The sequence below is a fragment of the Mycobacterium sp. NGS29 genome, from assembly GCF_059812965.1.
Map to the genome: position 1 here is coordinate 67,761 of NZ_JCALDR010000018.1, position 24,959 is coordinate 92,719.

At 69.1% G+C, this 24,959-nt stretch carries 25 protein-coding genes and 1 pseudogene; 13 read left to right on the forward strand and 13 right to left on the reverse strand.

The window, feature by feature from the left end; translation table 11 throughout:
- The first annotated feature begins 24 nt into the window (after positions 1-24).
- Positions 25-504, forward strand: a complete 480-nt coding sequence (locus AC5Y5Z_RS21075) for a gamma-glutamylcyclotransferase family protein (RefSeq protein ID WP_463828320.1) — start codon at positions 25-27, stop codon at positions 502-504.
- Positions 505-605: 101 nt separating this feature from the next.
- Here the strand turns inward: AC5Y5Z_RS21075 and AC5Y5Z_RS21080 are convergent, their stop codons facing one another.
- The 4 genes from AC5Y5Z_RS21080 to AC5Y5Z_RS21095 form a co-directional block, all read right to left on the reverse strand.
- Positions 606-1,511 (reverse strand): type IV toxin-antitoxin system AbiEi family antitoxin, encoded by a 906-nt coding sequence (locus AC5Y5Z_RS21080; RefSeq protein ID WP_499927380.1) that lies wholly within the window; start codon positions 1,509-1,511, stop codon positions 606-608.
- Between the two features lie 127 nt (positions 1,512-1,638).
- Positions 1,639-2,808: a M20 family metallopeptidase gene (locus AC5Y5Z_RS21085; protein ID WP_499927316.1), complete on the reverse strand. Its 1,170-nt coding sequence runs from the start codon at positions 2,806-2,808 to the stop codon at positions 1,639-1,641.
- Complete coding sequence (locus AC5Y5Z_RS21090; protein ID WP_463828322.1) at positions 2,805-3,980, reverse strand: M20 family metallopeptidase; 1,176 nt, start codon at positions 3,978-3,980, stop codon at positions 2,805-2,807. Before AC5Y5Z_RS21090 ends, AC5Y5Z_RS21085 begins: the two co-directional genes overlap by 4 nt.
- A gap of 34 nt (positions 3,981-4,014) precedes the next feature.
- Positions 4,015-4,680: a cutinase family protein gene (locus AC5Y5Z_RS21095; protein ID WP_499927318.1), complete on the reverse strand. Its 666-nt coding sequence runs from the start codon at positions 4,678-4,680 to the stop codon at positions 4,015-4,017.
- 67 nt (positions 4,681-4,747) lie between these two features.
- Between AC5Y5Z_RS21095 and AC5Y5Z_RS21100 the strand changes: the two genes are divergently transcribed.
- Positions 4,748-5,548 carry a purine-nucleoside phosphorylase gene (locus tag AC5Y5Z_RS21100; protein WP_463828324.1) on the forward strand — a complete coding sequence of 267 codons (801 nt, stop codon included), beginning with the start codon at positions 4,748-4,750 and terminating at the stop codon, positions 5,546-5,548.
- Positions 5,545-7,098 carry a phospho-sugar mutase gene (locus AC5Y5Z_RS21105; protein WP_499927321.1) on the forward strand — a complete coding sequence of 518 codons (1,554 nt, stop codon included), beginning with the start codon at positions 5,545-5,547 and terminating at the stop codon, positions 7,096-7,098. Before AC5Y5Z_RS21100 ends, AC5Y5Z_RS21105 begins: the two co-directional genes overlap by 4 nt.
- 1 nt (position 7,099) lies before the next feature.
- Here the strand turns inward: AC5Y5Z_RS21105 and upp are convergent, their stop codons facing one another.
- Complete coding sequence (gene upp / locus AC5Y5Z_RS21110; RefSeq protein WP_499927322.1) at positions 7,100-7,723, reverse strand: uracil phosphoribosyltransferase; 624 nt, start codon at positions 7,721-7,723, stop codon at positions 7,100-7,102.
- Between the two features lie 125 nt (positions 7,724-7,848).
- Between upp and AC5Y5Z_RS21115 the strand changes: the two genes are divergently transcribed.
- The 3 genes from AC5Y5Z_RS21115 to AC5Y5Z_RS21125 are packed head-to-tail and all read left to right on the forward strand — an operon-like array spanning position 7,849 to position 10,512.
- Positions 7,849-8,670, forward strand: a complete 822-nt coding sequence (locus AC5Y5Z_RS21115; protein ID WP_499927382.1) for an alkaline phosphatase family protein — start codon at positions 7,849-7,851, stop codon at positions 8,668-8,670.
- Positions 8,671-8,703: 33 nt separating this feature from the next.
- A complete protein-coding gene (satS, locus tag AC5Y5Z_RS21120) occupies positions 8,704-10,020 on the forward strand; it encodes a protein export chaperone SatS (RefSeq protein WP_499927324.1) in 1,317 nt (438 codons plus the stop codon).
- Positions 10,021-10,032: 12 nt separating this feature from the next.
- Positions 10,033-10,512, forward strand: a complete 480-nt coding sequence (locus AC5Y5Z_RS21125) for a PE family protein (RefSeq protein WP_499927326.1) — start codon at positions 10,033-10,035, stop codon at positions 10,510-10,512.
- On the opposite strand, the gene AC5Y5Z_RS21130 is transcribed toward AC5Y5Z_RS21125, so the two are convergent.
- Genes AC5Y5Z_RS21130 through AC5Y5Z_RS21145 form a run of 4 tightly spaced genes read right to left on the reverse strand, consistent with a single transcriptional unit; the run spans position 10,498 to position 14,175 of the window.
- Positions 10,498-11,394, reverse strand: coding sequence for an alpha/beta fold hydrolase (locus AC5Y5Z_RS21130; protein ID WP_499927384.1), 897 nt, complete (start codon positions 11,392-11,394; stop codon positions 10,498-10,500). The two genes, AC5Y5Z_RS21125 and AC5Y5Z_RS21130, sit on opposite strands and share 15 nt — an antisense overlap.
- A 20-nt stretch (positions 11,395-11,414) precedes the next feature.
- Positions 11,415-12,494, reverse strand: coding sequence for an adenosine deaminase (locus tag AC5Y5Z_RS21135; protein WP_499927328.1), 1,080 nt, complete (start codon positions 12,492-12,494; stop codon positions 11,415-11,417).
- Entirely contained in the window at positions 12,491-13,777 is a 1,287-nt protein-coding gene (locus AC5Y5Z_RS21140) for a thymidine phosphorylase (protein WP_463828330.1), read from the reverse strand. Before AC5Y5Z_RS21140 ends, AC5Y5Z_RS21135 begins: the two co-directional genes overlap by 4 nt.
- Positions 13,774-14,175 (reverse strand): cytidine deaminase, encoded by a 402-nt coding sequence (locus tag AC5Y5Z_RS21145; RefSeq protein WP_499927330.1) that lies wholly within the window; start codon positions 14,173-14,175, stop codon positions 13,774-13,776. The genes AC5Y5Z_RS21140 and AC5Y5Z_RS21145 overlap by 4 nt, the downstream gene beginning before the upstream one ends.
- A gap of 265 nt (positions 14,176-14,440) precedes the next feature.
- On the opposite strand from AC5Y5Z_RS21145, the gene sdhC reads away from it, so the two are divergent.
- From sdhC to AC5Y5Z_RS21165, 4 genes are read left to right on the forward strand one after another with little or no spacing between them, the layout of a single operon-like run.
- Positions 14,441-14,779, forward strand: a complete 339-nt coding sequence (sdhC, locus tag AC5Y5Z_RS21150) for a succinate dehydrogenase, cytochrome b556 subunit (protein ID WP_463828332.1) — start codon at positions 14,441-14,443, stop codon at positions 14,777-14,779.
- Entirely contained in the window at positions 14,776-15,243 is a 468-nt protein-coding gene (locus AC5Y5Z_RS21155; RefSeq protein WP_463828333.1) for a succinate dehydrogenase hydrophobic membrane anchor subunit, read from the forward strand. Before sdhC ends, AC5Y5Z_RS21155 begins: the two co-directional genes overlap by 4 nt.
- Before the next feature lie 10 nt (positions 15,244-15,253).
- Positions 15,254-17,008: a succinate dehydrogenase flavoprotein subunit gene (gene sdhA / locus AC5Y5Z_RS21160; RefSeq protein WP_463828334.1), complete on the forward strand. Its 1,755-nt coding sequence runs from the start codon at positions 15,254-15,256 to the stop codon at positions 17,006-17,008.
- Positions 17,008-17,799 (forward strand): succinate dehydrogenase iron-sulfur subunit, encoded by a 792-nt coding sequence (locus AC5Y5Z_RS21165; protein ID WP_499927333.1) that lies wholly within the window; start codon positions 17,008-17,010, stop codon positions 17,797-17,799. The genes sdhA and AC5Y5Z_RS21165 overlap by 1 nt, the downstream gene beginning before the upstream one ends.
- A gap of 1 nt (position 17,800) precedes the next feature.
- Here AC5Y5Z_RS21165 and AC5Y5Z_RS21170 read toward each other — a convergent pair whose 3' ends face one another.
- Positions 17,801-20,371, reverse strand: a complete 2,571-nt coding sequence (locus AC5Y5Z_RS21170) for a serine/threonine-protein kinase PknD (RefSeq protein WP_499927335.1) — start codon at positions 20,369-20,371, stop codon at positions 17,801-17,803.
- Between the two features lie 35 nt (positions 20,372-20,406).
- Between AC5Y5Z_RS21170 and AC5Y5Z_RS21175 the strand changes: the two genes are divergently transcribed.
- The gene (locus AC5Y5Z_RS21175; RefSeq protein WP_499927337.1) at positions 20,407-21,267 is read left to right on the forward strand and encodes an SCO6745 family protein; all 861 of its coding nucleotides are present in this window, start codon (positions 20,407-20,409) and stop codon (positions 21,265-21,267) included.
- Here AC5Y5Z_RS21175 and AC5Y5Z_RS21180 read toward each other — a convergent pair.
- Complete coding sequence (locus tag AC5Y5Z_RS21180; RefSeq protein ID WP_463828338.1) at positions 21,188-21,724, reverse strand: condensation domain-containing protein; 537 nt, start codon at positions 21,722-21,724, stop codon at positions 21,188-21,190. The genes AC5Y5Z_RS21175 and AC5Y5Z_RS21180 overlap by 80 nt on opposite strands.
- Before the next feature lie 70 nt (positions 21,725-21,794).
- On the opposite strand from AC5Y5Z_RS21180, the pseudogene AC5Y5Z_RS21185 reads away from it, so the two are divergent.
- Positions 21,795-22,433, forward strand: a pseudogene (locus AC5Y5Z_RS21185) (carboxymuconolactone decarboxylase family protein); the annotation flags it as partial.
- A gap of 18 nt (positions 22,434-22,451) precedes the next feature.
- Positions 22,452-23,870, forward strand: a complete 1,419-nt coding sequence (locus tag AC5Y5Z_RS21190; RefSeq protein WP_463828339.1) for a PE domain-containing protein — start codon at positions 22,452-22,454, stop codon at positions 23,868-23,870.
- A gap of 3 nt (positions 23,871-23,873) precedes the next feature.
- Here AC5Y5Z_RS21190 and AC5Y5Z_RS21195 read toward each other — a convergent pair whose 3' ends face one another.
- Together AC5Y5Z_RS21195 and AC5Y5Z_RS21200 are read right to left on the reverse strand one after the other, a co-directional pair.
- Entirely contained in the window at positions 23,874-24,770 is an 897-nt protein-coding gene (locus AC5Y5Z_RS21195) for a sigma-70 family RNA polymerase sigma factor (RefSeq protein ID WP_463828340.1), read from the reverse strand.
- Complete coding sequence (locus AC5Y5Z_RS21200) at positions 24,767-24,952, reverse strand: hypothetical protein (protein ID WP_499927340.1); 186 nt, start codon at positions 24,950-24,952, stop codon at positions 24,767-24,769. The genes AC5Y5Z_RS21195 and AC5Y5Z_RS21200 overlap by 4 nt, the downstream gene beginning before the upstream one ends.
- Positions 24,953-24,959 lie beyond the last annotated feature (7 nt).

The window sequence follows — 24,959 nt, forward strand, 5'->3', positions numbered from 1 at the left end:
AAACCTAGCGTCTAAGCTTTCCCCGTGCCGCTCTACGCCGCGTACGGCTCGAACATGGATCCCGAGCAGATGCTCAAGCGCGCACCGCACTCGCCGATGGCCGGAACCGGCTGGTTACCGGGCTGGCGGCTGACGTTCGGCGGGGAGGACATCGGCTGGGAGGGTGCGCTGGCCACCGTCGTCGAGGAGCCCACCTCGCAGGTGTTCGTGGTGCTCTACGACATGACGCCGGCCGACGAAATGAACCTGGACCGGTGGGAGGGCTCGGAGTTCGGCGTGCACAAGAAGATCCGCTGCCGCGTGCAGCGGGAATCCTCCGACACCGACATCGACCCGGTGTTGGCGTGGCTCTATGTGCTGGATGCCTGGGAGGGCGGGCTGCCGTCGGCGCGCTACCTCGGTGTGATGGCCGATGCCGCCGAAAAGGCCGGCGCCCCAGCCGATTACGTGCACGATCTGCGGACCCGCCCGGCCCGCAACATCGGTCCGGGGACCAGCGCCTGAGGCTTTCCGGTGCGCCCTGGTGCGCCCGGGTGCGCCCTGGTGCGCCCTGGTGCGCCGAGCGTCCTCATAGGTGCGGCGAAATGCCCGTTGTGACGGCATTTTCAGGCCGCTGGTGACGGTCCCGCCGCGCGACCTCGGTCCAGTCGCGTTCTGAGCCGGTGCACGAGATGCCAGGGTTCACACCTGACGTCCTGGGCCACCATCGCCACGACCATGAAGCCCAGATCCTGCAGCGCCGCGGTCCGGAGTCGGTCGTATCTGAACGCTTCGGGACTGCTGTGCGAGTCCACGCCGTCGTACTCGGCGACGACACGACATTCCGGCCAGGCGAAGTCGACCCGCCACAGCCGCCCGGTCAGGTCGACGATGTTGTACTGCAGCACCGGTTCCGGCAGTCCGCCGTCGATCATGACCAGGCGGGCTTCGCTCTCCATCGGCGACTCGGCCAGCGGTGACGCCAGCGGAAGCAGCGCCCGGGCGGTGCAGATGCCGCGACGCCCGGCCTGCGACTCGACGGCTTCGGCCAGCTCGTCGGGCCGGCAGCGACCGCTGCGCAGGGCCGCGTCCAGAGTAGCCAGCGCACGCGGCCGGCGCAGGCTGCGCGCCACCTCGATCGCTGTCCACGCGGGCGTCGTCGTCGGCCGGCCGCGCACTGATACCAGTGGCGCGTCCTCGCGGCGGTGCACCACGAGACCCCGCGTGGAGTGCAGGTGGCCCTGGTCGGGGTTGAGCACGTGCAGGTCGGTGTCGCGTTCGGTGGCAAACCCGTAACCGGCCGCGGCCGTGTGCAGGCAGGTGGCGACCGTCGTGCCCGCCAACAGGTCGAGCCCGCGCAGTCGCAGAGCAGCGGTGTCGCGGCCGCTGCCGTAGACGCCGTGCCAGATCCGGCGCAGCTCGCCGCGCCGGACGCAGGTCTCCAGGTTGCGGCGGCTGACCATGCTCAGGGCCTGGGCCGCGGTGACGACGCCCTGTTGTTCGTTGAGCAGCTGACCGAGTCCGGCATGCACGCGGCCCATCTTCGGCACCACGTAACGCGCCCACAATTCACCGCGCGAGCGTCCTCAAAATGCCGGTCGCAGAGCCGTTTTCGCGCACATATGGGGCCGCTCGGCAGTAACAAGCAGACCAAGTACCTCAGAAGGCAGCGGATTGCTCGATGATGTTGGCCATCACCCGCACGCCGATGGCCAGGGCGCGCTCGTCGAGGTCGAAGGTGGGCTGGTGCAGGTCGAGCTGCGGCCCCTCGCCCGACCAGACCCCCAACCGGGCCATCGCCCCGGGTATCTCCTCGAGGTACCAGGAAAAGTCCTCGCCGCCGCCGGACTGCCGGGTGTCGGCCAGCACGTCCGGGCCGACGGCCTCGATCGCGTGGGTGAGGATGCGGGTCGAGACGTCCTCGTTGACCACCGGCGGCACGCCGCGCCGGTACTGCAGCGTGTGCTCGATGGCCAGCGGCGACAACAGGCCCGCGACGGCGTCCCGGATGATCGCTTCCAGATCGACCCACGTCTGCCGGCTGGCGGTGCGCACCGTGCCCGCCAGCACCCCGGACTGCGGAATGGCGTTGGGCGCGTTGCCGGCGTTCACCGCCCCCCACACCAGCACGGTGCTGTTGCGCGGGTCGATGCGGCGCGACAACACACCCGGCAGGCCGGTGATCACCGTGCCGAGCCCGTAGACCAGGTCGGCGGTCAGGTGCGGGCGCGAGGTGTGCCCGCCGGGCGAATGCAGCGTGATCTCGAGCTGGTCGGCCGCCGAGGTGATCGGCCCCAGCCGCACTGCGACCTTGCCCACCTCGAGCCGGGGATCGCAGTGCAGCGCGAAGATCCGCGACACCCCGGTCAGCGCACCGGCGGCGATCGCATCGATCGCACCCCCGGGCATCAGCTCCTCGGCGGCCTGGAAGATCAGCCGCACCCCCACCGGCAGCTCAGGCACCGACGCCAGCGCCAGCGCGGTGCCCAGCAGGATCGCGGTGTGCGCGTCGTGACCGCAGGCATGTGCGACGTCGGTGACGGTCGAGGCGTACGGCGCGCCGGTCCGCTCGGCCATCGGCAACGCGTCCATATCGGCGCGCAACGCGATCCTGGGTTGGTGCTCGGGGCCGAAGTCGCAGGTCAAGCCGGTGCCGCCGGGCAGCACCTTCGGGTTCAGCCCGGCGTTGGCCAGCCGCTCGGCGACGAACTGCGTGGTGGCGAACTCCTGTCGGCCCAGCTCGGGGTACCGGTGGATGTGTCGGCGCCAGTCCACCAGGTCGTCGTAGTGCGCGGCCAGCCAGGATTCGGCGCTGTCGACCAGACTCATGACGCCACCCGGCGTCCCCGCAGCTCCAGCACCCGCTCGCGTTGACCGGAGTCGGATGCGAGCGCGACCACCGTGCGCGCCAGCATGATCGCGCCCTCCACGACGGCCCGGTCGGCGCTGGGTCCCGCGGCCGCGGCGGCGAAGGCCCGCTGATGCACGGTGGCGCCGCCGGCGTCGACGCCGATCACCGGATGAATGCCCGGCATCACCTGCGTCACGTTGCCCATGTCGGTGCTGCCCATCGGCAGTCCCACCTCGACCGCGGCGGGCACCGGCTCGCGACCCAGCCGCCGCATCTCCGCCCGGAACACGTTGGCCAGCCACTCGTCGGGCTGCAACTCCAGGTACGCCGGGCCGGCCGCGTCGATCTCGTATTCACAGCCCGTGGCCAGCGCCCCCGCGGAAAAACACGCGTAGGCGCGGCCTTCCAGCTCGCGCAGCGAATCGGAGTCGATCGCGCGCATCGCGTACTGCAACGCGGCGCGGCCGGGGATCACGTTCACGGCCTGTCCGCCGTCGGTGACGATGCCGTGCAACAGCTGTCCGGGCGCCAACTGCTGGCGCAGCAGGCCGACCGCGACCTGCGCGACGGTGACCGCGTCGGCGGCATTGACCCCCAGCTGCGGGGCGACCGCGGCGTGCGATTCCTTGCCCCGGTAGTGCACGGTCACCTCGGACAGGGCCAGCGACCGCGCCCCGGCGATGTCGGTGGGCCCGGGATGCACCATCACCGCCACCGCGACATCGTCGAACGCCCCGGCTTGCAGCATCAAGGCTTTGCCGCCGCCCGATTCCTCGGCCGGCGTGCCCAGCAGGGCCACCGTCAGGCCGAGTTCATCGGCGACGTCGGCCAACGCCAGCGCTGCGCCCACCCCCGCGGCCGCAATGATGTTGTGTCCGCAGGCGTGCCCGATCTCGGGCAGCGCGTCGTACTCCGCGCACACCCCGACGACCAGCGGGCCGCTGCCGAACTCCGCCCGGAATGCGGTGTCCAGTCCGGCGACCGGGCCGATCTGAAACCCGCGCTGGGCGATCAGCTCTTTGGCCTTGGCACAGCTGCGGTGCTCGGCGAACGCCAGCTCGGGCTCGGCGTGGATGGCGTGGGAAAGCGCTACCAGGTCACCGCCGCGCCGGCGCACCACTTCTTCGACGCGGTCCAGTGCTACGGGCATCTCGGCAGTATCTCATCGGCGCCCATGCCATCGGTCAGACCCGTGCGGCAAGGAACTGCGCGGCCTGGCCCGGCCAGGGCGGGTTCTCGTAGGCGTGATGCGCCTCGCGGTCGCGACCCCCGACCACGCAGACCGGATCGTTCTCGCTGCACAGGTCGATCGCCCGGCCCGCGAACCCGCCGGAGGTGGACAGCGGGGTGTTGAACCGGTTGCCGGGGTTGCCGAACACCGCGACGGCGGTGACGCGCCCGGTCAGGAACGGATCCAGCGGCGCAGCCGAGCCGAACGTGCCGATCCGCTCACCCAGCGGCGGCACCCCCGCCAGCATCGAGATCGCGGCCGCACCCTGGGAGAAGCCGCCGAGCGCGATCTTGGTGTTGGGGCACTGTTCGGCCATGAAGGCGATGTGGTCGCGGGCGTCGTTGGCCGCGTCGCCAGTGGTGAGGAAGTTGTAGCTGGCCGCGTAGTTGATCGGGTACACGCCCAGGCTGCGGCCGCCCAGGGCGGGGCCCAGCGCGGCCAGCAGCGCGTCCCCGACCCGGCCCAGGCCGGGCGGTTCAGCGGTGCCGCGGGCGAAGACGAGTTCGACGTCGGGGCACTCGTCGGCGATCGCGCGGGGCGGCGGGGCGATCAGCAGCGCGAAGACGGCAGCGAAAACTACGGCGGCCAACACAACACAGGACGGTTCGCGCAATCTCACAGAGCCGATCATCACACACCTCCGGAGTGCGGGGCGCGACGAGCTAGGCTCGCGCAATGTGACCAGCATGGCGCCCCGTCCTGACGAGATCGCGGCGCAGGCTGCTCGCGTCATCGCCGAACGCACCGGTATCGACCGGCACGACATCGCGGTGGTGCTGGGGTCGGGATGGTCACCGGCGGTCACCGCGCTGGGCGCCCCGACCGCCGTGTTGGCGCAGGCCGAGATCCCCGGCTTCGCCCCGCCGCAGGCCGCCGGTCACGCGGGTGAGTTGCTGTCGGTGCCGGTCGGCGCGCACCGGGTGCTGGTGCTGGCCGGCCGCATCCACCCTTACGAAGGACACGACCTGCAGCACGTCGTGCACCCGGTGCGGGCAGCGTGCGCCGCAGGGGCCCGGATCGTGGTGCTGACCAACGCGGCGGGCGGGTTGCGGGCCGACATGGCGGTCGGCCAGCCGGTGCTGATCAGTGACCACCTGAATCTGACCGCGCGCTCACCCCTGGTCGGCCCGCACTTCGTCGACCTCACCGACGCCTACGCGCCGCGGCTGCGGGCGCTGGCCCGCGACTGCGATCCGCAGCTCACGCAAGGCGTCTACGCCGCCCTGCCGGGGCCGCACTACGAGACCCCCGCCGAGATCCGGATGCTGCAGGTGCTCGGCGCCGACCTGGTCGGGATGTCCACCGTGCACGAGACGATCGCCGCGCGGGCGGCGGGTGCGGAGGTGCTGGGCGTGTCGCTGGTGACGAATCTGGCGGCCGGGATCTCCGGTGCGCCGTTGAGTCACGCCGAGGTGCTGGCCACCGGCGCCGCGGCCGCCGCCCGGATGGGGTCGCTGCTGGCCGACGTGATCCGCCGGGTGCCGTGACCCCGGAAACCTGGATCGCGCACGACCCCGACCCCCAGACGGCCGCCGAACTCGCCGCGCTGGATCCCGACGAGCTGGCCGCGCGTTTCGCCCGACCGCTGCGGTTCGGCACCGCCGGGTTGCGCGGGCCGGTGCGCGGCGGCCCCGACGCGATGAACCTGGCCGTGGTGCTGCGCGCGACCTGGGCGCTGGCCCGGGTGCTCGACCGGCCCGGCACCGTGATCGTGGGACGCGACGCCCGGCACGGCTCGGCGACGTTCGCCACTGCTGCCGCCGAAGTGCTTGCCGCTCAAGGTTTTTCAGTGCTGCTATGCAGCGCTCCGGTGCCTACGCCGGTGGTCGCCTACGCGGTGCGCGCCACTGGAGCGGTCGCCGGCGTGCAGATCACCGCCTCGCACAACCCGGCGGGCGACAACGGCTACAAGGTGTACCTCGACGGCGGTGTGCAGATCATCTCCCCCGCCGACCGCCGGATCGAAGCCGCGATGGCCGACGCTCCACCGGCCGACCAGATCGCCCGCACCCCGGTGCCGCCCGCCGACACCGATCTGGTCGAGCGCTACATCCGGCGGGCGGCCGCAGTGCGGCGCGGCGACGGCACGGTGCGGGTGGCGTTGACGCCGATGCACGGGGTGGGCGGCGCGGTGGCCGTCGAGACGCTGCGCCGGGCCGGCTTCGCAGATGTGCACACCGTCGCCGCGCAGTTCGACCCCGACCCCGACTTCCCCACCGTCGCCTTTCCCAACCCGGAGGAGCCGGGTGCCACCGATGCGCTGCTCGCGCTGGCCGCCGACGTCGGCGCCGACGTCGCGATCGCGCTGGACCCCGACGCCGACCGGTGCGCTGTCGGGATACCCGGGCCGAGTGGCTGGCGGATGCTTTCCGGTGACGAAACCGGGTGGCTGCTGGGCGATTACATTCTGTCCCGGCACCGCGGCGACCCTCCCACGGTGGCCAGCACCGTGGTGTCGTCCCGGATGCTGGCCGCGATCGCCGCGCACCGTGGCGCGCGGCACGTCGAGACCCTGACCGGGTTCAAGTGGCTGGCCCGCGCCGACGCCGATGAGCCGGGCAGCCTGGTGTACGCCTACGAGGAGGCGATCGGGCACTGCGTCGACCCGGCCGCGGTCCGCGACAAGGACGGCATCAGCGCCGCGGTGTTGTGCTGCGATCTGGTGGCCTCGCTGCGCGGCCGCACGGTCTCCGACGCGCTCGACGACCTGGCCCGTCGCCACGGCGTGCACGAGGTCGCCGCGGTGCCGCGCCGGGTCGCCGACACCGACGAGGCCGCCGCGCTGCTGCGTCGGCTGCGCGAGGCACCGCCGCCCGAGCTGGCCGGCTTCGACAGAACCGCCAGCGCCGACGCGCTGATCTTCACCGGCGGTGCCGACCAGACGTCCGTACGGGTGGTGGTCCGGCCGTCGGGTACCGAGCCGAAACTCAAGTGCTACCTCGAGATTCGCTGCACACCCAGCGCAGACCTGGATGCTGCCCGCATCCGCGCGCGTTCGGTGCGCGACGAACTGGTGGCTGCGATAGCCCGCTGGTGACTCAGCGCGGACCGAACTGACGATCGCCGGCGTCTCCGAGTCCGGGCACGATGTAGGCGATCTCGTTGAGCCCGTCGTCGATGGCCGCGGTGAACAGGCGCGCGTCCGGCGCCACCTTTTCCATCGCCGCCACCCCGTCCGGCGCCGCCACCACGCACAGCGCGGTGAGGTCGGTGGCGCCACGCTCCTGCAGCTGCTCGATGGTGTGCGCCATCGAGCCGCCGGTGGCCAGCATCGGGTCCAGGATCAGCACCGGCAGCCCGGACAGGTCGTCGGGCAGCGACGCCAGGTAGGGCACCGGCTGGGCGGTCTGCTCGTCGCGGGCCACACCGACGAACCCGACGTGCGCTTCGGGCAGCAGGGCATGTGCCTCGTTGACCATGCCCAGGCCGGCCCGCAGCACCGGCACCAGCAGCGGCGGACACGCCAGCTTGGACCCCGTCGTCTCGGCGAGTGGCGTGCGGATCGGCACCGGGACACTGGGCGCCTCACGCAGCGCCTCGTAGACCAGCATCACCGTGAGTTCGCGCAACGCGGCGCGGAACGTGGCATTGTCGGTGCGCTCATCACGCAGCACGGTCAGCCGGGCGGCGGCCAGCGGGTGATCGATGACGTGCACGTCCATCGGCCCGACCCTATATAACGATCGGGTGCAGGCCGGCTGACACGCGCGTCGTCGTGCGGCCGGCAGGCCATTCCCAGCCCTATACTCCGGGCGTGCGACGCCATCTGACCAGCCTTTTCTGTGCTATGGCGGTGCTTTGCGCGCTGCCGCTGCCCGCGGCGCGGGTGAGCCTGGCCGCCGCGACCCTGCCCAGGTATGCGCACGTGGTGATGGTGATCGAGGAGAACCGCTCGCAGGCCGACATCGTCGGCAACAAGGCGGCACCGTTCATCAACGCGCTTGCGGCCGGCGGCGCCATGATGGCGCAGTCGTTCGCCGAGACCCACCCCAGCGAACCCAATTATCTGGCCCTGTTCGCGGGCAGCACCTTCGGCGTCACCAAGGACAGCTGCCCGCTCAACGCGGGTGCCGCCCCGAACCTGGCGTCGGAGTTGCTGGCCTCCGGCCGCACCTTCGGCGGCTATTCCGAGGACCTGCCCGCGGTCGGTTCGCCGGTGTGCAGCGCGGGCAAGTACGCCCGCAAGCACGTGCCGTGGGTGAACTTCAGCAATGTGCCGGCCAATGTCTCGGTGCCGTTCTCGGCGTTCCCGCAGCCGGGCGGTTACGCGAACCTACCCACCCTCTCGATCGTCATCCCCAACAACGACAACAACATGCACGACGGGTCGATCGCCCAGGGCGACGCCTGGCTGAACACCCACCTCGCCGCGTACGCCACCTGGGCCAGGACCAACAACAGCCTGCTGATCGTGACGTGGGACGAGGACGACGGCGGCCCCCGCAACCAGATCCCGACGGTGTTCTACGGCGCGCACGTGCAGCCGGGCAGCTACAACGAGACCATCAATCACTACAACCTGCTGGCCACGCTCGAGGAGATGTACGGGCTGCCCAAAACGGGCCTGGCGGCCACCGCCGCACCCATCGCAACTATTTGGGGCGGATAAGCCGGGTCGGGCCGGGTCGCTATTGTGTGCCGCATGGCTGCTGACCTCGTGCCCATCCGCCTGAGCCTGTCCGAGGGGGACCGTTACACGCTGTGGGCGCCCCGCTGGCGCGACTCCGGGGACGAGTGGGAAGCGTTTCTGGGCAAGGACGACGACCTGTACGTTTTCGAGAGCGTCGCCGACCTGGTCGCTTTCGTGCGCAGCGACGCCGACAACGACCTGACCGACCACCCGGGCTGGCAGAGCGTCACCGAGGCGCACGCCCAGAAGCTGGAACCCGCCGAGGACAACCAGTTCGACCTGGTGGCGGTCGAGGAGCTGGTCGCCGAGAAACCGACCGAGAAATCGGTGACGGCGCTGGCCGGAGCGTTGGCCATCGTCTCGTCCATCGGGTCGGTCTGCGAGTTGCCGGCGATCTCGAAGTTCTTCAACGGCAACCCGATGCTGGGCACGGTCTCAGGCGGCATCGACCACTTCGCCGGGAAAGCCGGTCAGAAGCGGTGGAACACGATCGCAGAGGTGATCGCACGTAGCTGGGACGACGTGCTCGAGGCCGTCGACGACATCGCCACCGTCCCCGAGGTCGACGAGGACCTCTCGGCCAAGGCGGCTGCAGAACTCGACGAGGAGATCGAAGAAGACGAAGAGCCGGCCGTCACGGAGGACGCCGACGAGGCCGCCGAGCCGGAAGACGAGGCCGACGAGGCTGCGGCCGACGAAGACGAAGACGAAGCCGAAGAAGACGACGACGACGAAGAAGAAGAAGGCCGCGCCGAAGGCGACACCGTGGTGCTCGGTGGCACCGACGACTTCTGGACGCAGGTCGGCATCGACCCGATCCAGATCATGACCAGCTCGGGCACCTTCTATACCCTGCGCTGTTATCTGGACGACCGGCCGATCTTCCTGGGCCGCAACGGCCGGATCAGCGTGTTCGGCTCCGAGCGGGCGCTGGCGCGCTACCTCGCCGACGAGCACGATCACGACCTGTCGGACCTGAGCACCTACGACGACATCCGGACCGCCGCCACCGACGGCTCGCTGAAAGTCGACATCACCGACGAGAACGTCTACGTGCTCAGCGGACTGGCCGACGACTTCACCGACGGACCGGAAGCGGTGGACCGCGAACAGCTCGACCTCGCCGTCGAGCTGCTGCGCGACATCGGGGACTATTCCGAGGAGAGCACCGTCGACAAAGCGCTGGAGACGAACAAGCCGCTGGGCAAGCTGATCGCCTACGTGCTGGAGCCGGACTCGGTGAGCAAACCCGCCGGACCGTACGCCGCGGCGGTGCGGGGCTGGGAAAAGCTGGAGTCCTTCGTGGATTCGCGGCTGCGGCGCGAATAGGACGAGACCGGTATGGCTGACGTGGTGGTTGCGGCGCCGGAGCTCATCGCGCAGGCTGCGACCGATCTGGCGGCCATCGACTCGGCGCTGCGCGCAGCGCACCTCACCGCCGCGGCGCCCACCCAGGGCATTGTTCCCTCGGCCGCCGACGAAGTGTCCGGCGCCGTCGCGCAACTGTTCGCCGAATTCGGCCGGGATTATCAGAGCGTGGCCGGGCAGGTTGCCGCCTATCACGAGAAGTTCGTGCAGCAGCTCGGGGCGGCAGCCGGCGCCTACGCGGGCGCCGAGTCGGCCAACGCGGCATCGCTGCAGCCGCTGCCCGCCGCCACGCTGACCGACGTCGTGACCTCGATCATCGGCGACGTGACGTCGCTGTTTTTCCAGCTCGCGGCCGCTCTCTACTACGTGTTGTTCCTGATGCTGATCCCGATCTACGCCGCGCTCGCGATCTATCTGCCCTTCGCCTACCTGGGGTCGCTACTGGGGATCTAGACCGGCGACGCACGCCGCCAGGATGTCGTCCCAGTATTTGAGTGCGAAATGACCGTTGCCGGGGGCCCAGTGCAGATCCACCTCGGGGATCGCGTCCTCGAGATATTCGCCGATCGCCCGCGGGATGAAGGAGTCCTCGTCGCCCTGCCAGATATGCGTCGGCACCGCGACCTGACTGACCTCGAACCCCCACGGCCGGTAGATCAGAAACGACTCGTACGCGGCGCCCCGGCCGCCCTGCCGGAACGCTTCACGCTGGACGGCGCCGAAGTGCCGCAGGAAGAGCTCGTCGCGCATGTGGTCCCGGTCGATGTCGGGCAGTGACAGTGTCACCAGCCGGCCGAACAGGCCCGACGCGAATTGCGCACACCAGCCCAGCGGCACATACGCGGCGTTGAAGATCCAGGTACCGCGTTGTGCGGCACGGAAATAGAGCGTGTCGGTGCGACTGAGACTGGCCCGGATGCGCGGTGTCACCAGCGGACCCCACGGTGCCAGCGCTCCCACGAACTTCAGCCGCGCCGGCGGGATCAGCGCCCCGCACGCGAACAGGTGCGGCCCGGCACCGGAATGCCCGACGACGCCGAACTCGCCCAGTCCGAGCCCGTCGGCCAGGGCACACACGTCGGCCGGCCAGTCCCGGAACCGGCGCCCACGCTGCAAGGTCGACTGCCCGAACCCGGGCCGGTCCACCGCGATCAGCCGGATGCCGTGCCGGCGCGCGGCGCCGTCGGCAAAGGCGCCCTCTAACCGGCAACTCGGGGTGCCGTGAAAGTAGAACGCGGGATAACCCGCGGTGTCGCCGTACTCGAGATAGGCCAAGCTGCGTCCGTCGGGCAGGGTGAACGTCGACGCCTCGTCGACGCGAACACGCTCGGGCAGCTGCACACCATTGATCGTATTCAGCCGATCAGCACCGCGTACTGCGGCTTGATCACGTCATCGATGATGGCCAGCCGCTCGTCGAACGGGATGAAGGCGGATTTCATCGCATTGATGGTGAAGCGCTGCAGATCGCTCCAGCCGTAGCCGAACGCCTCGACCAGACGGAACATCTCCTCGCTCATCGTGGTGTCGCTCATCAACCGGTTGTCGGTATTGACGGTCACCCGGAAACGGCTGCGGGCCAGCAGGTCGAACGGGTGCTCGGCAATGCTGGCGACCGCACCGGTCTGCACGTTGGAACTGGGGCACATCTCGAACGGAATCCGCTTGTCCCGCAACAGTGATGCCAGCCGACCCAGCCTGACCGCACCATCGACGATTTCGATGTCGTCGACGATGCGCACGCCGTGACCGAGCCGGTCGGCGCCGCAGAACGCGATCGCCTCATGGATGGACGGCAGGCCGAATGCCTCCCCCGCGTGGATTGTGAAGCGCGCGTTGTTATCCCGCATGTATTCGAACGCATCCAGGTGCCTGGTCGGCGGGTGGCCGGCCTCGGCTCCGGCGATGTCGAATCCGACTACGCCCTTGTCCCGGAACCGGATCGCCAGCTCGGCGATCTCGCGGGACATGGCGGCGTGCCGCATCGCGGTCACCAGGCAGCGCACCTTGATACCGTGACCAGTTGCGGCACATGCTTTTTCGCCGGCCGCGAAGCCCTCCAGCACCGCGTCCACCACCTGGTCGAAGGACAGGCCGCGGTTGATGTGCAGCTCGGGGGCGAACCGGACCTCGGCGTACACCACCGAGTCCGCGGCCAGATCTTCCACGCATTCGTGGGCCACGCGATACAGCGCGTCGGGCGTCTGCATCACCGCCACGGTGTGCGAGAACGGTTCCAGATAACGCTCCAACGAGCCGCTGTGCGACTGGGTGCGAAACCACGTCGCCAGCGCGTCGGCGTCGGTGGCCGGCAGCCCGTCGTAGCCGATCTCAGCGGCGATCTCCAGCACCGTGGCCGGCCGCAGCCCGCCGTCGAGGTGATCGTGCAGCAGCGCCTTGGGCGCCGTGCGGATCTGTTCCAGGTCCAGGTTCATGGTGTGATCCGATCGATAATCAATGGCCTGCGCTCGGGCGGGTGGTCGGCCACGTGCCAGGCGCCGTCGAGTTCGGCCAGCGCCGGACCGAGCCGCCCGGGCGTCTCGGTGTGCAGGGTGAACAACGTCTCGCCGGCAGCCACCGGATCGCCCGGGCGGCGATGGATCCGGATCCCGGCGCCATGCTGTACCTGCGCACCCGGCCGGGACCTGCCCGCGCCGAGCCGCCACGCCGCCAACCCCACCGCCATCGCGTCAATGTCGCCCATTGTGCCGCCCCGGGTGGCTGCGACGGTTTCCGAATGCCCACCAACCGGCAACGGTTTCGCCAAATCTCCGCCCTGCGCGGCGACCAGCCGACGGAAGCTGTCCATCGCGGTCCCGTCGCGCAAGGTCTGTGCGGGATCGCGGCCGTCCAGGCCGGCCAGCTCCAGCATCTCGGCGGCCAGCCGCACGGTCAGTTCCACCACGTCGGGCGGCCCGCCACCGGCCAGCACCTCCAGCGACTCCTGCACCTCCAGCGCGTTGCCGACGGTCAGCCCCAGCGGGCACTGCATGTCGGTGAGCAGCGCGCGGGTGGGGACGCCGTGCGCGAGCCCCAGCTCGACCATGGTGTGCGCCAGCTCGCGGGACTCCGCCTCGGTCTTCAGGAAAGCCCCGGAACCGACCTTGACGTCCAGCACCAGCGCGCCGGCACCCTCGGCCAGTTTCTTGCTCATCACCGAACTGGCGATCAACGGCAGGGATTCGACGGTCCCGGTGACGTCGCGCAGCGCGTACAGCTTGGCATCCGCCGGCGCCAGTTCACCGGCGGCGAAGATGGCGGCGCCGACGTCGCGCAGCTGTTCGCGCACCCGCTGACCGGACAGGTCCGCGGTGAACCCGGGGATGGATTCCAGTTTGTCCAGGGTGCCGCCGGTGTGGCCCAACCCACGTCCGGCCGCCTGCGGCACCGTGCCGCCACAGGCGACGACGACGGGCACCAGCGGCAGCGTGATCTTGTCGCCGACACCGCCGCTGGAATGCTTGTCCACAGTCACCCGGCCCAGCTCGGTGAAATCCAGCCGTGGGCCCGACGCCAGCATCGCCGCCGTCCAATCGGTGATCTCGCCGCGGTCCATGCCGCGCAGGAAGATCGCCATTAACAACGCCGACATCTGTTCGGGGGCCACCCGGCCGCCGGTGTAGGCGTCGATCACCCAGTCGATCGCGGCCCCGGAGAGCCGGCCGCCGTCCCGCTTGGTGCGGATCACCGTCGGTGCGTCAAATGCGAAGTCTGTCAAGACGATTCCCGACCCAGATCGTCGGGACCGAACGCGTCCGGGAGCAGCTCCGCCAGGCGTCGCGGCCCACGCGGGTGGTCGATCAGCAGTTGCGGACCGCCGTGTTCGAGCAACACCTGGCGACAGCGCCCGCACGGCATCAGCGGCGCACCGCGCCCGTCGACGCAGGCCAGCGCGATCAGTCGGCCCCCACCGGTGGCGTGCAGCGCGCACACCAGCCCGCATTCCGCGCAGAGACCAAGGCCATATGAGACATTCTCCACATTGCAACCGGTGACCACCCGGCCGTCGTCCACCAGCGCCGCCGCGCCCACCGGGAACCCCGAGTACGGGGCGTACGCCAGCGCGGCCGCACCGATTGCTTTGTCCCGCAACACGTTCCAATCAATGCCAGGCACTGCGCAACCCCGCTCAACCAATGACTGCCTTCAGGTAAAGCCACCCTAACCTGAAAACAACATGCGATTCTGATCGGATGGTTCGGGACTACGGGCCACCTCGCGGCGTTATGTTTGGTAGCGGTTCTGCAAGGCTTTTCCCGGGCCGCTTCCAGGCCTCTTTCGAAGGCGGGTGATTCAGACGACGACGACCGCGGACCCGGCACCGCTGGGATCCTCTCGCAAACGAAGGCCGCCGCGGACCCTGTACCGGGGCGACCCCGGCATGTGGGCGTGGGTGTTGCACCGCATCAGCGGCGCCACGATCTTCTTCTTCCTGTTCGTGCACGTGCTGGACGCCGCCGTGCTCCGGGTGAGCCCGCAGACCTACAACGAGGTCTTGTCGACCTACAAGACCCCGATCGTCGGGCTGATGGAATTCGGTCTGGTGGCGGCGGTGCTCTTCCACGCGCTCAACGGGATCCGGATCATCCTGATCGACTTCTGGGCCGAAGGTCCGCGCCACCAGCGCACCATGCTGTGGATCGTCGCCGTGGGGTTCCTGGTGCCGTTCGTGATGGCCGGGGTGGTCATCGGCATTCACGCCTGGGATCACCTGCGATGAGCACACCCGATCTGCAGCTCGGCCCGGGCCAGGTCGCCCCGGTGCGGCAACGCAGCTACGACCGGCCGGCCAGCCTGGACAACCCGCGCTCGCCGCGGCGTCGCGCCGGCATCCCCAACTTCGAGAAATTCGCCTGGCTGTTCATGCGGTTCTCCGGGATCGCGCTGGTGCTCCTGGCGATCGGGCATCTGTTCATCATGCTGATGTGGGACGACGGTGTTTACCGCATCGACTTCAACTTCGTCGCCCAGCGCTGGGCGTCGCCGTTCTGGCAGTTCTGGGATCTGGCCCTGTTGTGGCTGGCGCAACTGCACGGCGGCAACGGTCTGCGCAACATCATCGACGACTACACCCGCAAGGACGTCACCCGCTTCTGGCTGAACAGCATCCTGCTGCTGTCGATGGGGTTCACGTTGGTGCTGGGCACCTACGTGATCGTGACCTTCAACCCGAACATCTCCTGAGAGGGGCGCCTTGATCCAGCAACACCGATACGACGTGGTGATCGTCGGGGCGGGCGGAGCCGGGATGCGGGCCGCGGTGGAGGCCGGCCCCCGCGTCCGCACCGCAGTGCTGACCAAGCTCTACCCCACCCGCAGCCACACCGGCGCCGCCCAGGGCGGCATGTGCGCCGCGCTGGCCAACGTCGAAGAGGACAACTGGGAGTGGCACACCTTCGACACCGTCAAGGGCGGCGACTACCTCGCCGACCAGGACGCCGTGGAGATCATGTGCAAAGAAGCCATCGACGCGGTGCTGGACCTGGAGAAGATGGGGATGCCGTTCAACCGCACCCCGGAGGGCCGCATCGACCAGCGCCGGTTCGGTGGGCACACCCGCGACCACGGCAAGGCCCCGGTCCGGCGGGCCTGTTACGCCGCCGACCGCACCGGCCACATGATCCTGCAGACGCTGTACCAGAACTGCGTCAAGCACGATGTGCAGTTCTTCAACGAGTTCTACGCATTGGACCTGGTGCTCACCCAGACCCCCACCGGGCCGGTCGCCACCGGGGTGGTGGCCTACGAACTGGCCACCGGTGAGATCCACGTCTTCCACGCCAAGGCGGTCGTGCTGGCGACCGGCGGATCCGGCCGGATGTACAAGACCACCTCCAATGCGCACACGCTGACCGGGGACGGCATCGGGATCGTGTTCCGCAAGGGACTCCCGTTGGAGGACATGGAATTTCACCAGTTCCATCCGACCGGCCTGGCCGGTCTGGGCATCCTGATCTCCGAGGCGGTGCGCGGCGAGGGCGGCCGGTTGCTCAACGGGGAGGGCGAACGCTTCATGGAGCGCTACGCCCCGACCATCGTCGACCTGGCGCCGCGCGACATCGTCGCCCGGTCGATGGTGCTCGAGGTGCTGGAAGGCCGGGGCGCCGGCCCGCACAAGGACTACGTCTACATCGACGTCCGTCACCTCGGCGAGGAGGTGCTGGAAGCCAAGCTGCCCGACATCACCGAGTTCGCCCGCACCTACCTGGGTGTGGACCCGGTGCACGAACTGGTCCCGGTCTACCCGACCTGTCACTACGTGATGGGTGGCATCCCGACCACGGTCACCGGCCAGGTGCTGCGTGACAACACCAACACCGTGCCCGGACTGTTCGCGGCCGGCGAGTGCGCGTGCGTCTCGGTGCACGGCGCCAACCGGCTGGGCACCAATTCGCTGCTGGACATCAACGTCTTCGGGCGCCGCGCGGGCCTGGCCGCCGCCGCGTACGCGCGGGGGCATGACTTCTCCGACATGCCGCCCGAACCCGCGGCGATGGTGCAGGGCTGGGTCGCCGACATCCTCTCCGAGCACGGCAACGAGCGGGTCGCCGACATCCGCGGTGCCCTGCAACAGACCATGGACAACAACGCCGCGGTGTTCCGCACCGAGGAAACGCTCAAGCAGGCACTCACCGACATCCATGCGCTCAAAGGGCGGTACTCCCGAATCACCGTGCAAGACAAGGGGAAACGGTTCAACAGCGACCTGCTGGAGGCTATCGAGCTCGGCTTTCTGCTGGAGCTCGCCGAGGTCACCGTGGTGGGTGCGCTGAACCGCAAGGAGTCGCGCGGCGGGCACGCCCGCGAGGACTACCCCAACCGCGACGACGTCAACTACATGCGCCACACCATGGCCTACAAAGAAGGTGCCGACCTGATCAGCGACATCCGGCTGGACTTCAAGCCGGTGGTGCAGACCCGGTATGAGCCGAAGGAGCGGAAGTACTGATGACTGCCGAGCCAGAGGTCCACACGCTCGAACCCCCGCTGCCGCCGGTCCCGGACGGCGCGGTGATGGTGACGCTGAAGATCGCCCGGTTCAACCCGGACGACCCGGAGAAGTTCGCGGCCACCGGTGGCTGGCAGAGCTTCCGGGTGCCGTGTCTGCCCAGCGACCGGCTGCTGAACCTGCTGCTGTACATCAAGGGCTACCTGGACGGGACGTTGACGTTCCGCAGGTCGTGCGCGCACGGGGTGTGCGGCTCGGACGCGATGCGGATCAACGGCGTCAACCGGTTGGCCTGCAAGGTGCTGATGCGCGATCTGCTGCCCAAGAAGCCCGGCAAGAAACTCACCATCACCGTCGAACCGATCCGCGGGCTGCCGGTGGAAAAAGACCTCGTGGTCGACATGGAACCGTTCTTCGAGGCCTACCGCGCAATCAAGCCGTACCTGATCACCAGCGGCAATCCCCCTACGCGCGAACGTATTCAGAGCCCAACCGACCGCGCCCGCTACGACGACACCACCAAGTGCATCCTGTGCGCCTGCTGCACCACCAGCTGCCCGGTGTTCTGGAACGAAGGCAGCTACTTCGGGCCGGCGGCCATCGTCAACGCGCACCGGTTCATCTTCGACAGTCGCGACGAGGCGGCCGCCGAACGCCTGGACATCCTCAACGAGGTCGACGGGGTGTGGCGTTGTCGCACCACGTTCAACTGCACCGAGTGCTGCCCGCGGGGCATCGAGGTGACCAAGGCGATCCAGGAAGTCAAACGCGCCGTGATGTTCACGCGCTGAGTCAGCTCGGCGGCAGTTTCAGCACCCGGTTGTTGCCGGAATCGACGACGTAGACATTCCCGGCGGCATCGACTGCGACGCCCTGCGGATTGCTCAGTCCCTGGAACGGCAGCGTGATCATCGTGTTGGAGGCCTTGACCAGCTTCAACACACTGTTGTGGCGGGTGTCGGTGACGTACAGGTCGTCGTCGGCATCGACGGCGATGTATTCCGGCCGACCGACCGCGTAGGACAGCACGGTGGCGACCGTCGCGGTGGCGGGTAGTTTGATCACCCGCTCGTTGTTCCGGTCGACGATGAAGAGTGTCCCGTTGCCGTCCAGCGCCACCGCCGAGGGATGGTTCAAGCCGGTGAAGGGCAACTCAGTCTGGTCCACGGCCGGCCCGCGCAGCGTCAGCACCTTGTTGAGCCGGGAGTCGACGACGTAGACGGCAAGGTCTGGACCGCGGGTGGAGATCGCGACGCCACTGGGTTCGGCCAGGCCGGCGAACGGCAGGACGGTCTGATCGGTCGATCCCGCGGTCAGCTGCAGCACTCGGCGGTTCTCGCCCACCACGACGGTGCCTTGGCTGTCGACCGCGATGTCGGTGGGGTGGTCCAACCCGGAGAACGGCGCAACGGTCTGTTCGGTCGAGCCGGTCGCCAGCTGCACGACGCGGTTGTGGCCGGTGTCGGTGACGTAGACGGTGCCCTTCGCGTCGACGGTGATCCCCAGCGGCCCGTCCAGGTCACTGAACGGCAGTACCGTCTGCGCCGCCGACTGGGTGGGACGAGATCTGTTGTGGGTCACCAAGAATGCCGCGCCGCACGCGACGACCAGCAGGGCGGCCGCGGCGGCGACAACACGGCGACGGTTGCGTCGCGGTTGCGGTGCCGCCAGCATCGTGGCGTCCAGTACCGGGTCGTCGATCGGTGCCGGCGTTGGTTCGCCGGGGTCGGTGAGGGCTTTGCGGGCGGCGACAGCGAGCTCGCTGGCCGACTGGTAGCGGGAATCGGGATCCTTGGCCATGCCGCGCGCGATCACGTTGTCGAACCCGGCGAGGGCAGGGTTGCAGCTGCTCGGCCGGGGCGGATCGGTGGACAGATGCGCGCCCACCAGCTGCCCGATACTGTCGCCGGCGAACGGCAGTTGACCGGTTAGACACTCGTAGAGCACACAGGCCAGCGAATACACGTCGGCCCGGGCGTCGGTGATCGACCCGCTGGTGAAGCGCTCCGGCGCCATATAGGCCGGGGTCCCCGGCGCGATGTTGGTCACCGTCAGACGGGCGGCCGAGGAGTCGTGGACGAGCCCGAAGTCGATCAGGTACACAAAGTCTTCGTCGACCATCAACAGGTTCGACGGCTTGACGTCGCGGTGCACCAACCCGGACTTGTGCGCCACTTCCAACGCGCCCGCGACCTGCTCGATCACCCGCACCGCCCGGTCCGGGTCCATGGCCCCGTCCCGCTGCAACACGGTGTGCACGTCGACGCCGTTGATGATCGGCATCACCAGATACAGCCGGCCGTCGACTTCGCCGGCCTCGTAGATCGGGATGATGTTCGGACTGGCCAGCCGGCCGGCGGCGTACGCCTCCCGGCGAAATCGCTCCTCATAGCCCGGCTCGACGGCCAGACCCGGCTGCAGCAGTTTGACGGCGACGTCCCGGTGCAGTTCGGTGTCGCGAGCCCGGTACACCGCACCCATCCCGCCCGCGCCGAGGACTTGCAGCAGGTGATAGCGGCCGAACTCGCGTTGGTCGGCCGAGACCGCCGACGCACCCCCGGCAGGCGTGAGCGCAGCTCTTGCGGCACGGGCGAATTCGCGTGCGGACTGGTAACGGTCATCGGGGTTCTTCGCCATGCCGCGGGCGACCACGTCATCGAAACCGACCGGGATCGACGGGTCGATGTCACACGGCTTCGGCGGCGCGCCGTGCAGATGCGCGGCGGCGATCTCCTCCAAGCTGTCGCCGCGCACGGCCTGCTGTCCGGTCAGGCATTCGTGCAACACACCGGCGAGGGAGTAGATGTCGCCGGCGGCTCCGGGGGCACTGGTCTGGGACCGCAGTCGCTCCGGGGCCAGATACGGCCAGCTTCCGCTATCCACGGCGGCGCCGGCCGCGTGGGCCCCGAAGTCGATCAGATACACGAATTCGCCGCCCACGACGAACAGATTCGACGGCTTCACGTCACCGTGCACCAGCCCGGATCGGTGCGCGGATTCCAGCGCCACCGCAGCCTGCTCGATCACCCGCACCGCCAGTGCCGGGCTCATCGCGCCGTCGCGGTCCAGCAGACTGCGCGCATCGATGCCGTCCAGGATGGGCATCACCAGGTAGAGGCGACCGTCGATCTCGCCGGCTTCATAGACCGGGATGACGTTCGGATTGTTCAGCTGGGCCGCGATGGAAACCTCGGAGCGGAACCGCTCCCGATATTCGGGATCGTCGGCGGACTCCGCGGGAAGCACTTTGAGGGCCACGTCGCGCGTCATCATGGTGTCCCGAGCCCGGTATACGGTCCCGGCCCCGGCCCAACGGAGCTCCTCGAGCAGCCGATACCGCCCGAAGGCCTCCCCATCCGCCACTAGCGCAGCCTAACGGCATCAAGGAAGCTGCAAGCATGCAACGCACCACCGAGTTGGCCCGACAGTTCTACGACCGCTTCGAACCCATCCACGCCGTGACGTACTTCGCGCCCGAGGTGCGCGCAGGGTTGGACGACCTCGGTTACCGCGGGTTCTGGATGGGGTACTTCGCCGCCCGGTCGGCACCGCTGGGTGTGGTGGCGCCACAGGTCGTGACGGCGGTGTTCTACAACTTCGCGCCTGCGCGGGTGGCCAAAGCCCTTCCGGCGGCGTGGGATATCGCCGGGCCGGACGCCGCGTTGCGCGTACGTCAGCAGTCGACGGTCGCCGCCCTGCACCGGGTGGGCCTTCTCGACGACGAAAACGTCCGCACTGCAGCGGAATTGGCGATCCGCGCGGCGCAGCGCGCCCCGGTGGACGCCCGCCCGCTGTTCGCGGCCAACGTCGCGCTGCCGGTGCCGTCCGATCCGGTGGCCGCACTCTGGCATGCGGTGACGCTGCTGCGTGAACACCGCGGCGACGGGCACGTGGCGGTGCTGGCCGCGGCGGGCATCTCCGGACGGGAGTCCAACGTGCTGCACACCGCCGCCGGGCAGGTGCCCGCCGACTACATGAAGCGCGCTCGTCACTACGACGATCAGGAGTGGGACGCCTGCCGGCGCAGCCTCGCCGCCCGCGGTCTCATCGACGCCGACGGAGCGTTGACCCAGGCCGGTCGTCAGTTCCGGGATCAGATCGAAACCGTCACGGACACAATGGCTTTGCATGTGTTCGACGGTCTCGACGACGACGAACTGCGGGCCTTGTTCGAAGCACTCACCCCGCTAGCGCGAGCGGTGATCGCGGGCGGCGATCTGCCCGCCACCACGCCCATGAGCGTGCGGCGCGACTTTTAGCCCGAAAGGTGATGTCGGGCGTGAGGGTAGCGCCCACGTACCCGGTCACCAGCGCATCGACCACGCTCTGCCACAACGCCTCGTCCACGCACAGCCTGCTGGCGGTGAGCACCAACCGCTCCGGCGAACCGGGCAGCAGCGACACCGCGAACAGTCGGCCGGTGCGCTTGTCGTAACCGGCACGTTGCCGCGCAATCACCTCGTCCACCAAGACCCCCGGCGGCTCGACCGCCCAACTCCAGCCACCGCCCGGCCGGGCCAGCCAGCGCTCCATGCTCGGCTCGAACACCGCACCCAGGGTGGGGTTGGCGTCGAAGACCGCGTCCACGGCGGCACGCACGCCCGACTGGTCCAGCCGCGAGTCGGCGACCAGCACCTCGGTGTGCGCCAGCTCCTCCAGGTCGGTCAGCAGGGACGCTTCGACGATGTCCCAGTACGACGAGGTTGTGAGTTCCATCGGGCAAGACTCGGCCGGAACCCTTGGAGCATTCTTGTCGGATCCTTGGAATTTTCTTGCGCCGAAGGTGTCACATCCTTCCGACCTGCCTCGTCTGATCGGTATGACACAGAAAACCCGCATCCAGCCCCTGCCCCCCAAGCGCGCCGGCCTGCTCGTCCGCGCCATGTACCGGGTCGCCAAACGGCGGTTCGGCGAGGTTCCCGAGCCGTTCACGGTCGCCGCGCACCATCCGCGCCTGCTGGTCGCCAATGCCGTGCACGAGACCCTGCTGCAGAGCGCGTCGCGGACGCTGCCGGCCAGCGTGCGCGAACTGGCGGTCTTCTGGACCGCCCGCACCGTCGGCTGCTCGTGGTGCGTCGACTTCGGGTCGATGCTGCAGCGGCTGGACGGCCTGGACATCGAGCGGCTCAAAGACATCGACCGTTACGCCACCTCGCCGGCCTTCAGCGACGACGAACGCGCGGCCATCGCCTACGCCGACGCGATGACCACCGACCCGCATGCGGTGACCGACGAGCAGGTCGAGGATCTGCGGGCCCGCTTCGGCGACGCCGGCGTGATCGAGCTGACCTACCAGATCGGCATCGAGAACATGCGCGCCCGGATGTACTCGGCGCTGGGCATCACCGAGCAGGGTTTCAGTTCGGGGGACTCCTGCCGGGTGCCGTGGGCCGACTCGGCGGAAATTCGGTCGAATCGGGCCTGACCTGCCTACGATTCGACAATGTCGTTGATCGCAGCGCCGGAGGCGCTGGCCGCAGCTGCCGGTGAGCTGACCGGGATCGGAAACGCCCTCCGGGAGGCAGCCGCTGCCGCGGCGCCATTGACGACGGACGTGCTCGCGGCGGCCGGTGACGAGGTGTCAGCGGCCATCGCGAGTCTCTTCGGCAGCCACGCCCAGGAGTTCCAGGTGCTCAGCGCCCAGACCACCCTGTGGCAGACGCAATTCGCACGGGCGTTGAGCGAAGCGTCGGCCGCCTACGCTGCCGCCGAGGCCGCCAATGTGTTGCCGCTGCTGGCCGCGCTGCAGCAGGCCGGGTTCTTCGCACCCATCGAGTTGCTGATCGGGCGCCCGTTGTTCGGCGCCAGCATCGGCGTGAACACCGCGACGCTGGGCGCGTTGCTCAACTGGGGAACCAACGCGGTCGGCCTGGGCGGGGTGCTGAACTTCCCCGCCACGGTCGCCGTTTCCGGGACCAACGGGGTGAGCGGGGTCAGGATCGGGTTCTCGTTCCTGCAGATCCCGGTCGGCCCGAGTTCCTTCCTGGGGCTCACGGTTCCCCAGTTCAACTACCCGGCGCCGGCGTTCTGGTACTTCCCGACCCAGGCGAGCGGCGCGGTGACCCCCACCGGCACCGTCTACCTGCAGCACGGTTTCGCCGCGATCGGCTGGTTCTATCAGCCGTTGGCCATGAACCTCGCACAGCAGACCAACAGCGTCGTGGTCACACCCACCATCCCGTCGATCCCACTGCCCCTGGGTGTGTACCTGAACAGCCCGCAGATGCAGCAGGGGGTGGGCTCGCTGTTCCTGGGCGGCCAGCCGGCGCTGAACACCGCCGCGCACCAGGCCGGCTACCTGGGCACGCTGCCGCAGCAGTTCATCCTCACCGGACACTCCGCCGGCGGTGGCCTGGCCACCATGGCGGCCAGCAACTACCTCTCGGCCCTCGGCAGCGGCACCAACAACCTGCAGGGCGTGGTGATGTTCGACGGCGTCGCGAGTAACAACGCGGCGTTCGCCGACGCGGCGACCACGTTGCAGACCGCCGGCATTCCGCTGTATGCGGTGGTTGCGCCGCCGCAGCCGTGGAATGCCTACGGCGCCACCACCGATACCCTGGTGAGCCTCTATCCGGGGCAGTTCAGCGGCGTCGAGATCGTCGGCGGCTCACACGTCGACTCCATGCTGGGCGGCAACCCGCTGGTCGACTTCGCCGCCCAACTGCTCACCGGGTTCTCCCCGCCCGGTGCGACCGCGGCGGTCCACACCCTGGCCGGCGGCTGGATCAACGACATCTACAACGGTTTCGGCCCGAGCACCGATCCCGCAGAGTACGGCATCTACGGGCCCACCGGCCCCTACGTGGCGCCCGGCGGCCAGCAGATCATCCTCGGCCCGGCCACCGGGATCGTCCTTTAGTCATCACCGGCGCAACGGGGATCCGGTGAACTTGTCGGGGTTGGCGATGTCCCACAGGGCGACCACCTTGCCGTCGCGCACCGTCATCGCGGTGATCCGCGGCGCCATCTCGCGGCGTCCCTCAGCGGCAGGGAAACCCGTTGTGTACGAACCTAATTCGCCGTTGACCAGAGCCAGGTGATTGGCGGTGTAGAACGCGTCGCCGTACCGGCCGGCCAGCCCGAGCATGAACCGGACCACCTTGTCCGCACCCCGGATGATCTGAACTGCGGTGGGCGCCTTGCCATTCGAGTCGCCGGTGAAGGTGACGTCGGGGTGCAGCAGCGCGACCACGGCCTCCAGATCGCCGGCCGCCATCGCCGCCATCAGCTTGCCGACCACCTCGGCGTGCCCGGGATCCGGCTTCGGCGGCGGCGCGGCCGCGACCGCTCTGCGGGCCCGCGACGCCAGTTGGCGGGCCGCGGCTTCGGTGGTGCCCAGCACGTCGGCCACGTCGGCGAACGGCACCGCGAAACCGTCGTGCAGCACGAAGGCCACTCGCTGATCGGGGTTGAGCTTTTCCAGCACCACCATCGCGGCGAAGCGGGCATCCTCGGCCGAGACCACCGCCGACAGCGGATCTGCCGGGTCGAAACCGGTGACCACCGGCTCGGGCAGCCAGTTGCCCGTATAGGTTTCGCGCCGGTGCGAGGCCGAGCGCAACTTGTCCAGCCCCAGCCGGCTCACCACCGTCGTCAACCAGGCCCGCAGGTCCCCGATCACGCTGTCCTGGGTGTGCCACCGCAGCCAGGCTTCCTGAACGATGTCCTCGGCGTCGGCAACGGTGCCGGTCAACCGGTAGGCCACCGACATCAGGTGGGGCCGTAGCGATTCGAATTCGTCGACCTGGGTGGATGTCATGAGCCGCTGCGGTGGCGTCGCTGACGACGAATCCAGTGGAGAGAGCTCTCGCCGTCGGACATGTGCCCGGCCAGCATCGTGACCGCGACGGCGCGCTCGGTGGCGGTGCCGAAGGCACGCCACACCCGGCCCATGCCGCCCTGACCGAGCAGCCGCCGATAGCGGCGTGTGTGATCGTTCATCGGATCG

What these genes read in the sequence shown, in the direction of transcription:
- sdhC (WP_463828332.1), top strand. Translation starts at nt 14,441, where the DNA reads ATGTGGGCGTGGGTGTTGCACCGCATCAGCGGCGCCACGATCTTCTTC.
- AC5Y5Z_RS21195 (WP_463828340.1), bottom strand. Translation starts at nt 24,770, where the DNA reads ATGACATCCACCCAGGTCGACGAATTCGAATCGCTACGGCCCCACCTG.
- AC5Y5Z_RS21190 (WP_463828339.1), top strand. Translation starts at nt 22,452, where the DNA reads ATGTCGTTGATCGCAGCGCCGGAGGCGCTGGCCGCAGCTGCCGGTGAG.
- AC5Y5Z_RS21155 (WP_463828333.1), top strand. Translation starts at nt 14,776, where the DNA reads ATGAGCACACCCGATCTGCAGCTCGGCCCGGGCCAGGTCGCCCCGGTG.
- AC5Y5Z_RS21135 (WP_499927328.1), bottom strand. Translation starts at nt 12,494, where the DNA reads ATGAACCTGGACCTGGAACAGATCCGCACGGCGCCCAAGGCGCTGCTG.
- AC5Y5Z_RS21090 (WP_463828322.1), bottom strand. Translation starts at nt 3,980, where the DNA reads ATGCCCGTAGCACTGGACCGCGTCGAAGAAGTGGTGCGCCGGCGCGGC.
- AC5Y5Z_RS21100 (WP_463828324.1), top strand. Translation starts at nt 4,748, where the DNA reads ATGGCGCCCCGTCCTGACGAGATCGCGGCGCAGGCTGCTCGCGTCATC.
- AC5Y5Z_RS21125 (WP_499927326.1), top strand. Translation starts at nt 10,033, where the DNA reads ATGGCTGACGTGGTGGTTGCGGCGCCGGAGCTCATCGCGCAGGCTGCG.
- AC5Y5Z_RS21115 (WP_499927382.1), top strand. Translation starts at nt 7,849, where the DNA reads ATGGCGGTGCTTTGCGCGCTGCCGCTGCCCGCGGCGCGGGTGAGCCTG.
- AC5Y5Z_RS21200 (WP_499927340.1), bottom strand. Translation starts at nt 24,952, where the DNA reads ATGAACGATCACACACGCCGCTATCGGCGGCTGCTCGGTCAGGGCGGC.
- AC5Y5Z_RS21085 (WP_499927316.1), bottom strand. Translation starts at nt 2,808, where the DNA reads ATGAGTCTGGTCGACAGCGCCGAATCCTGGCTGGCCGCGCACTACGAC.
- upp (WP_499927322.1), bottom strand. Translation starts at nt 7,723, where the DNA reads ATGGACGTGCACGTCATCGATCACCCGCTGGCCGCCGCCCGGCTGACC.
- AC5Y5Z_RS21180 (WP_463828338.1), bottom strand. Translation starts at nt 21,724, where the DNA reads ATGGAACTCACAACCTCGTCGTACTGGGACATCGTCGAAGCGTCCCTG.
- satS (WP_499927324.1), top strand. Translation starts at nt 8,704, where the DNA reads ATGGCTGCTGACCTCGTGCCCATCCGCCTGAGCCTGTCCGAGGGGGAC.
- AC5Y5Z_RS21165 (WP_499927333.1), top strand. Translation starts at nt 17,008, where the DNA reads ATGACTGCCGAGCCAGAGGTCCACACGCTCGAACCCCCGCTGCCGCCG.
- AC5Y5Z_RS21175 (WP_499927337.1), top strand. Translation starts at nt 20,407, where the DNA reads ATGCAACGCACCACCGAGTTGGCCCGACAGTTCTACGACCGCTTCGAA.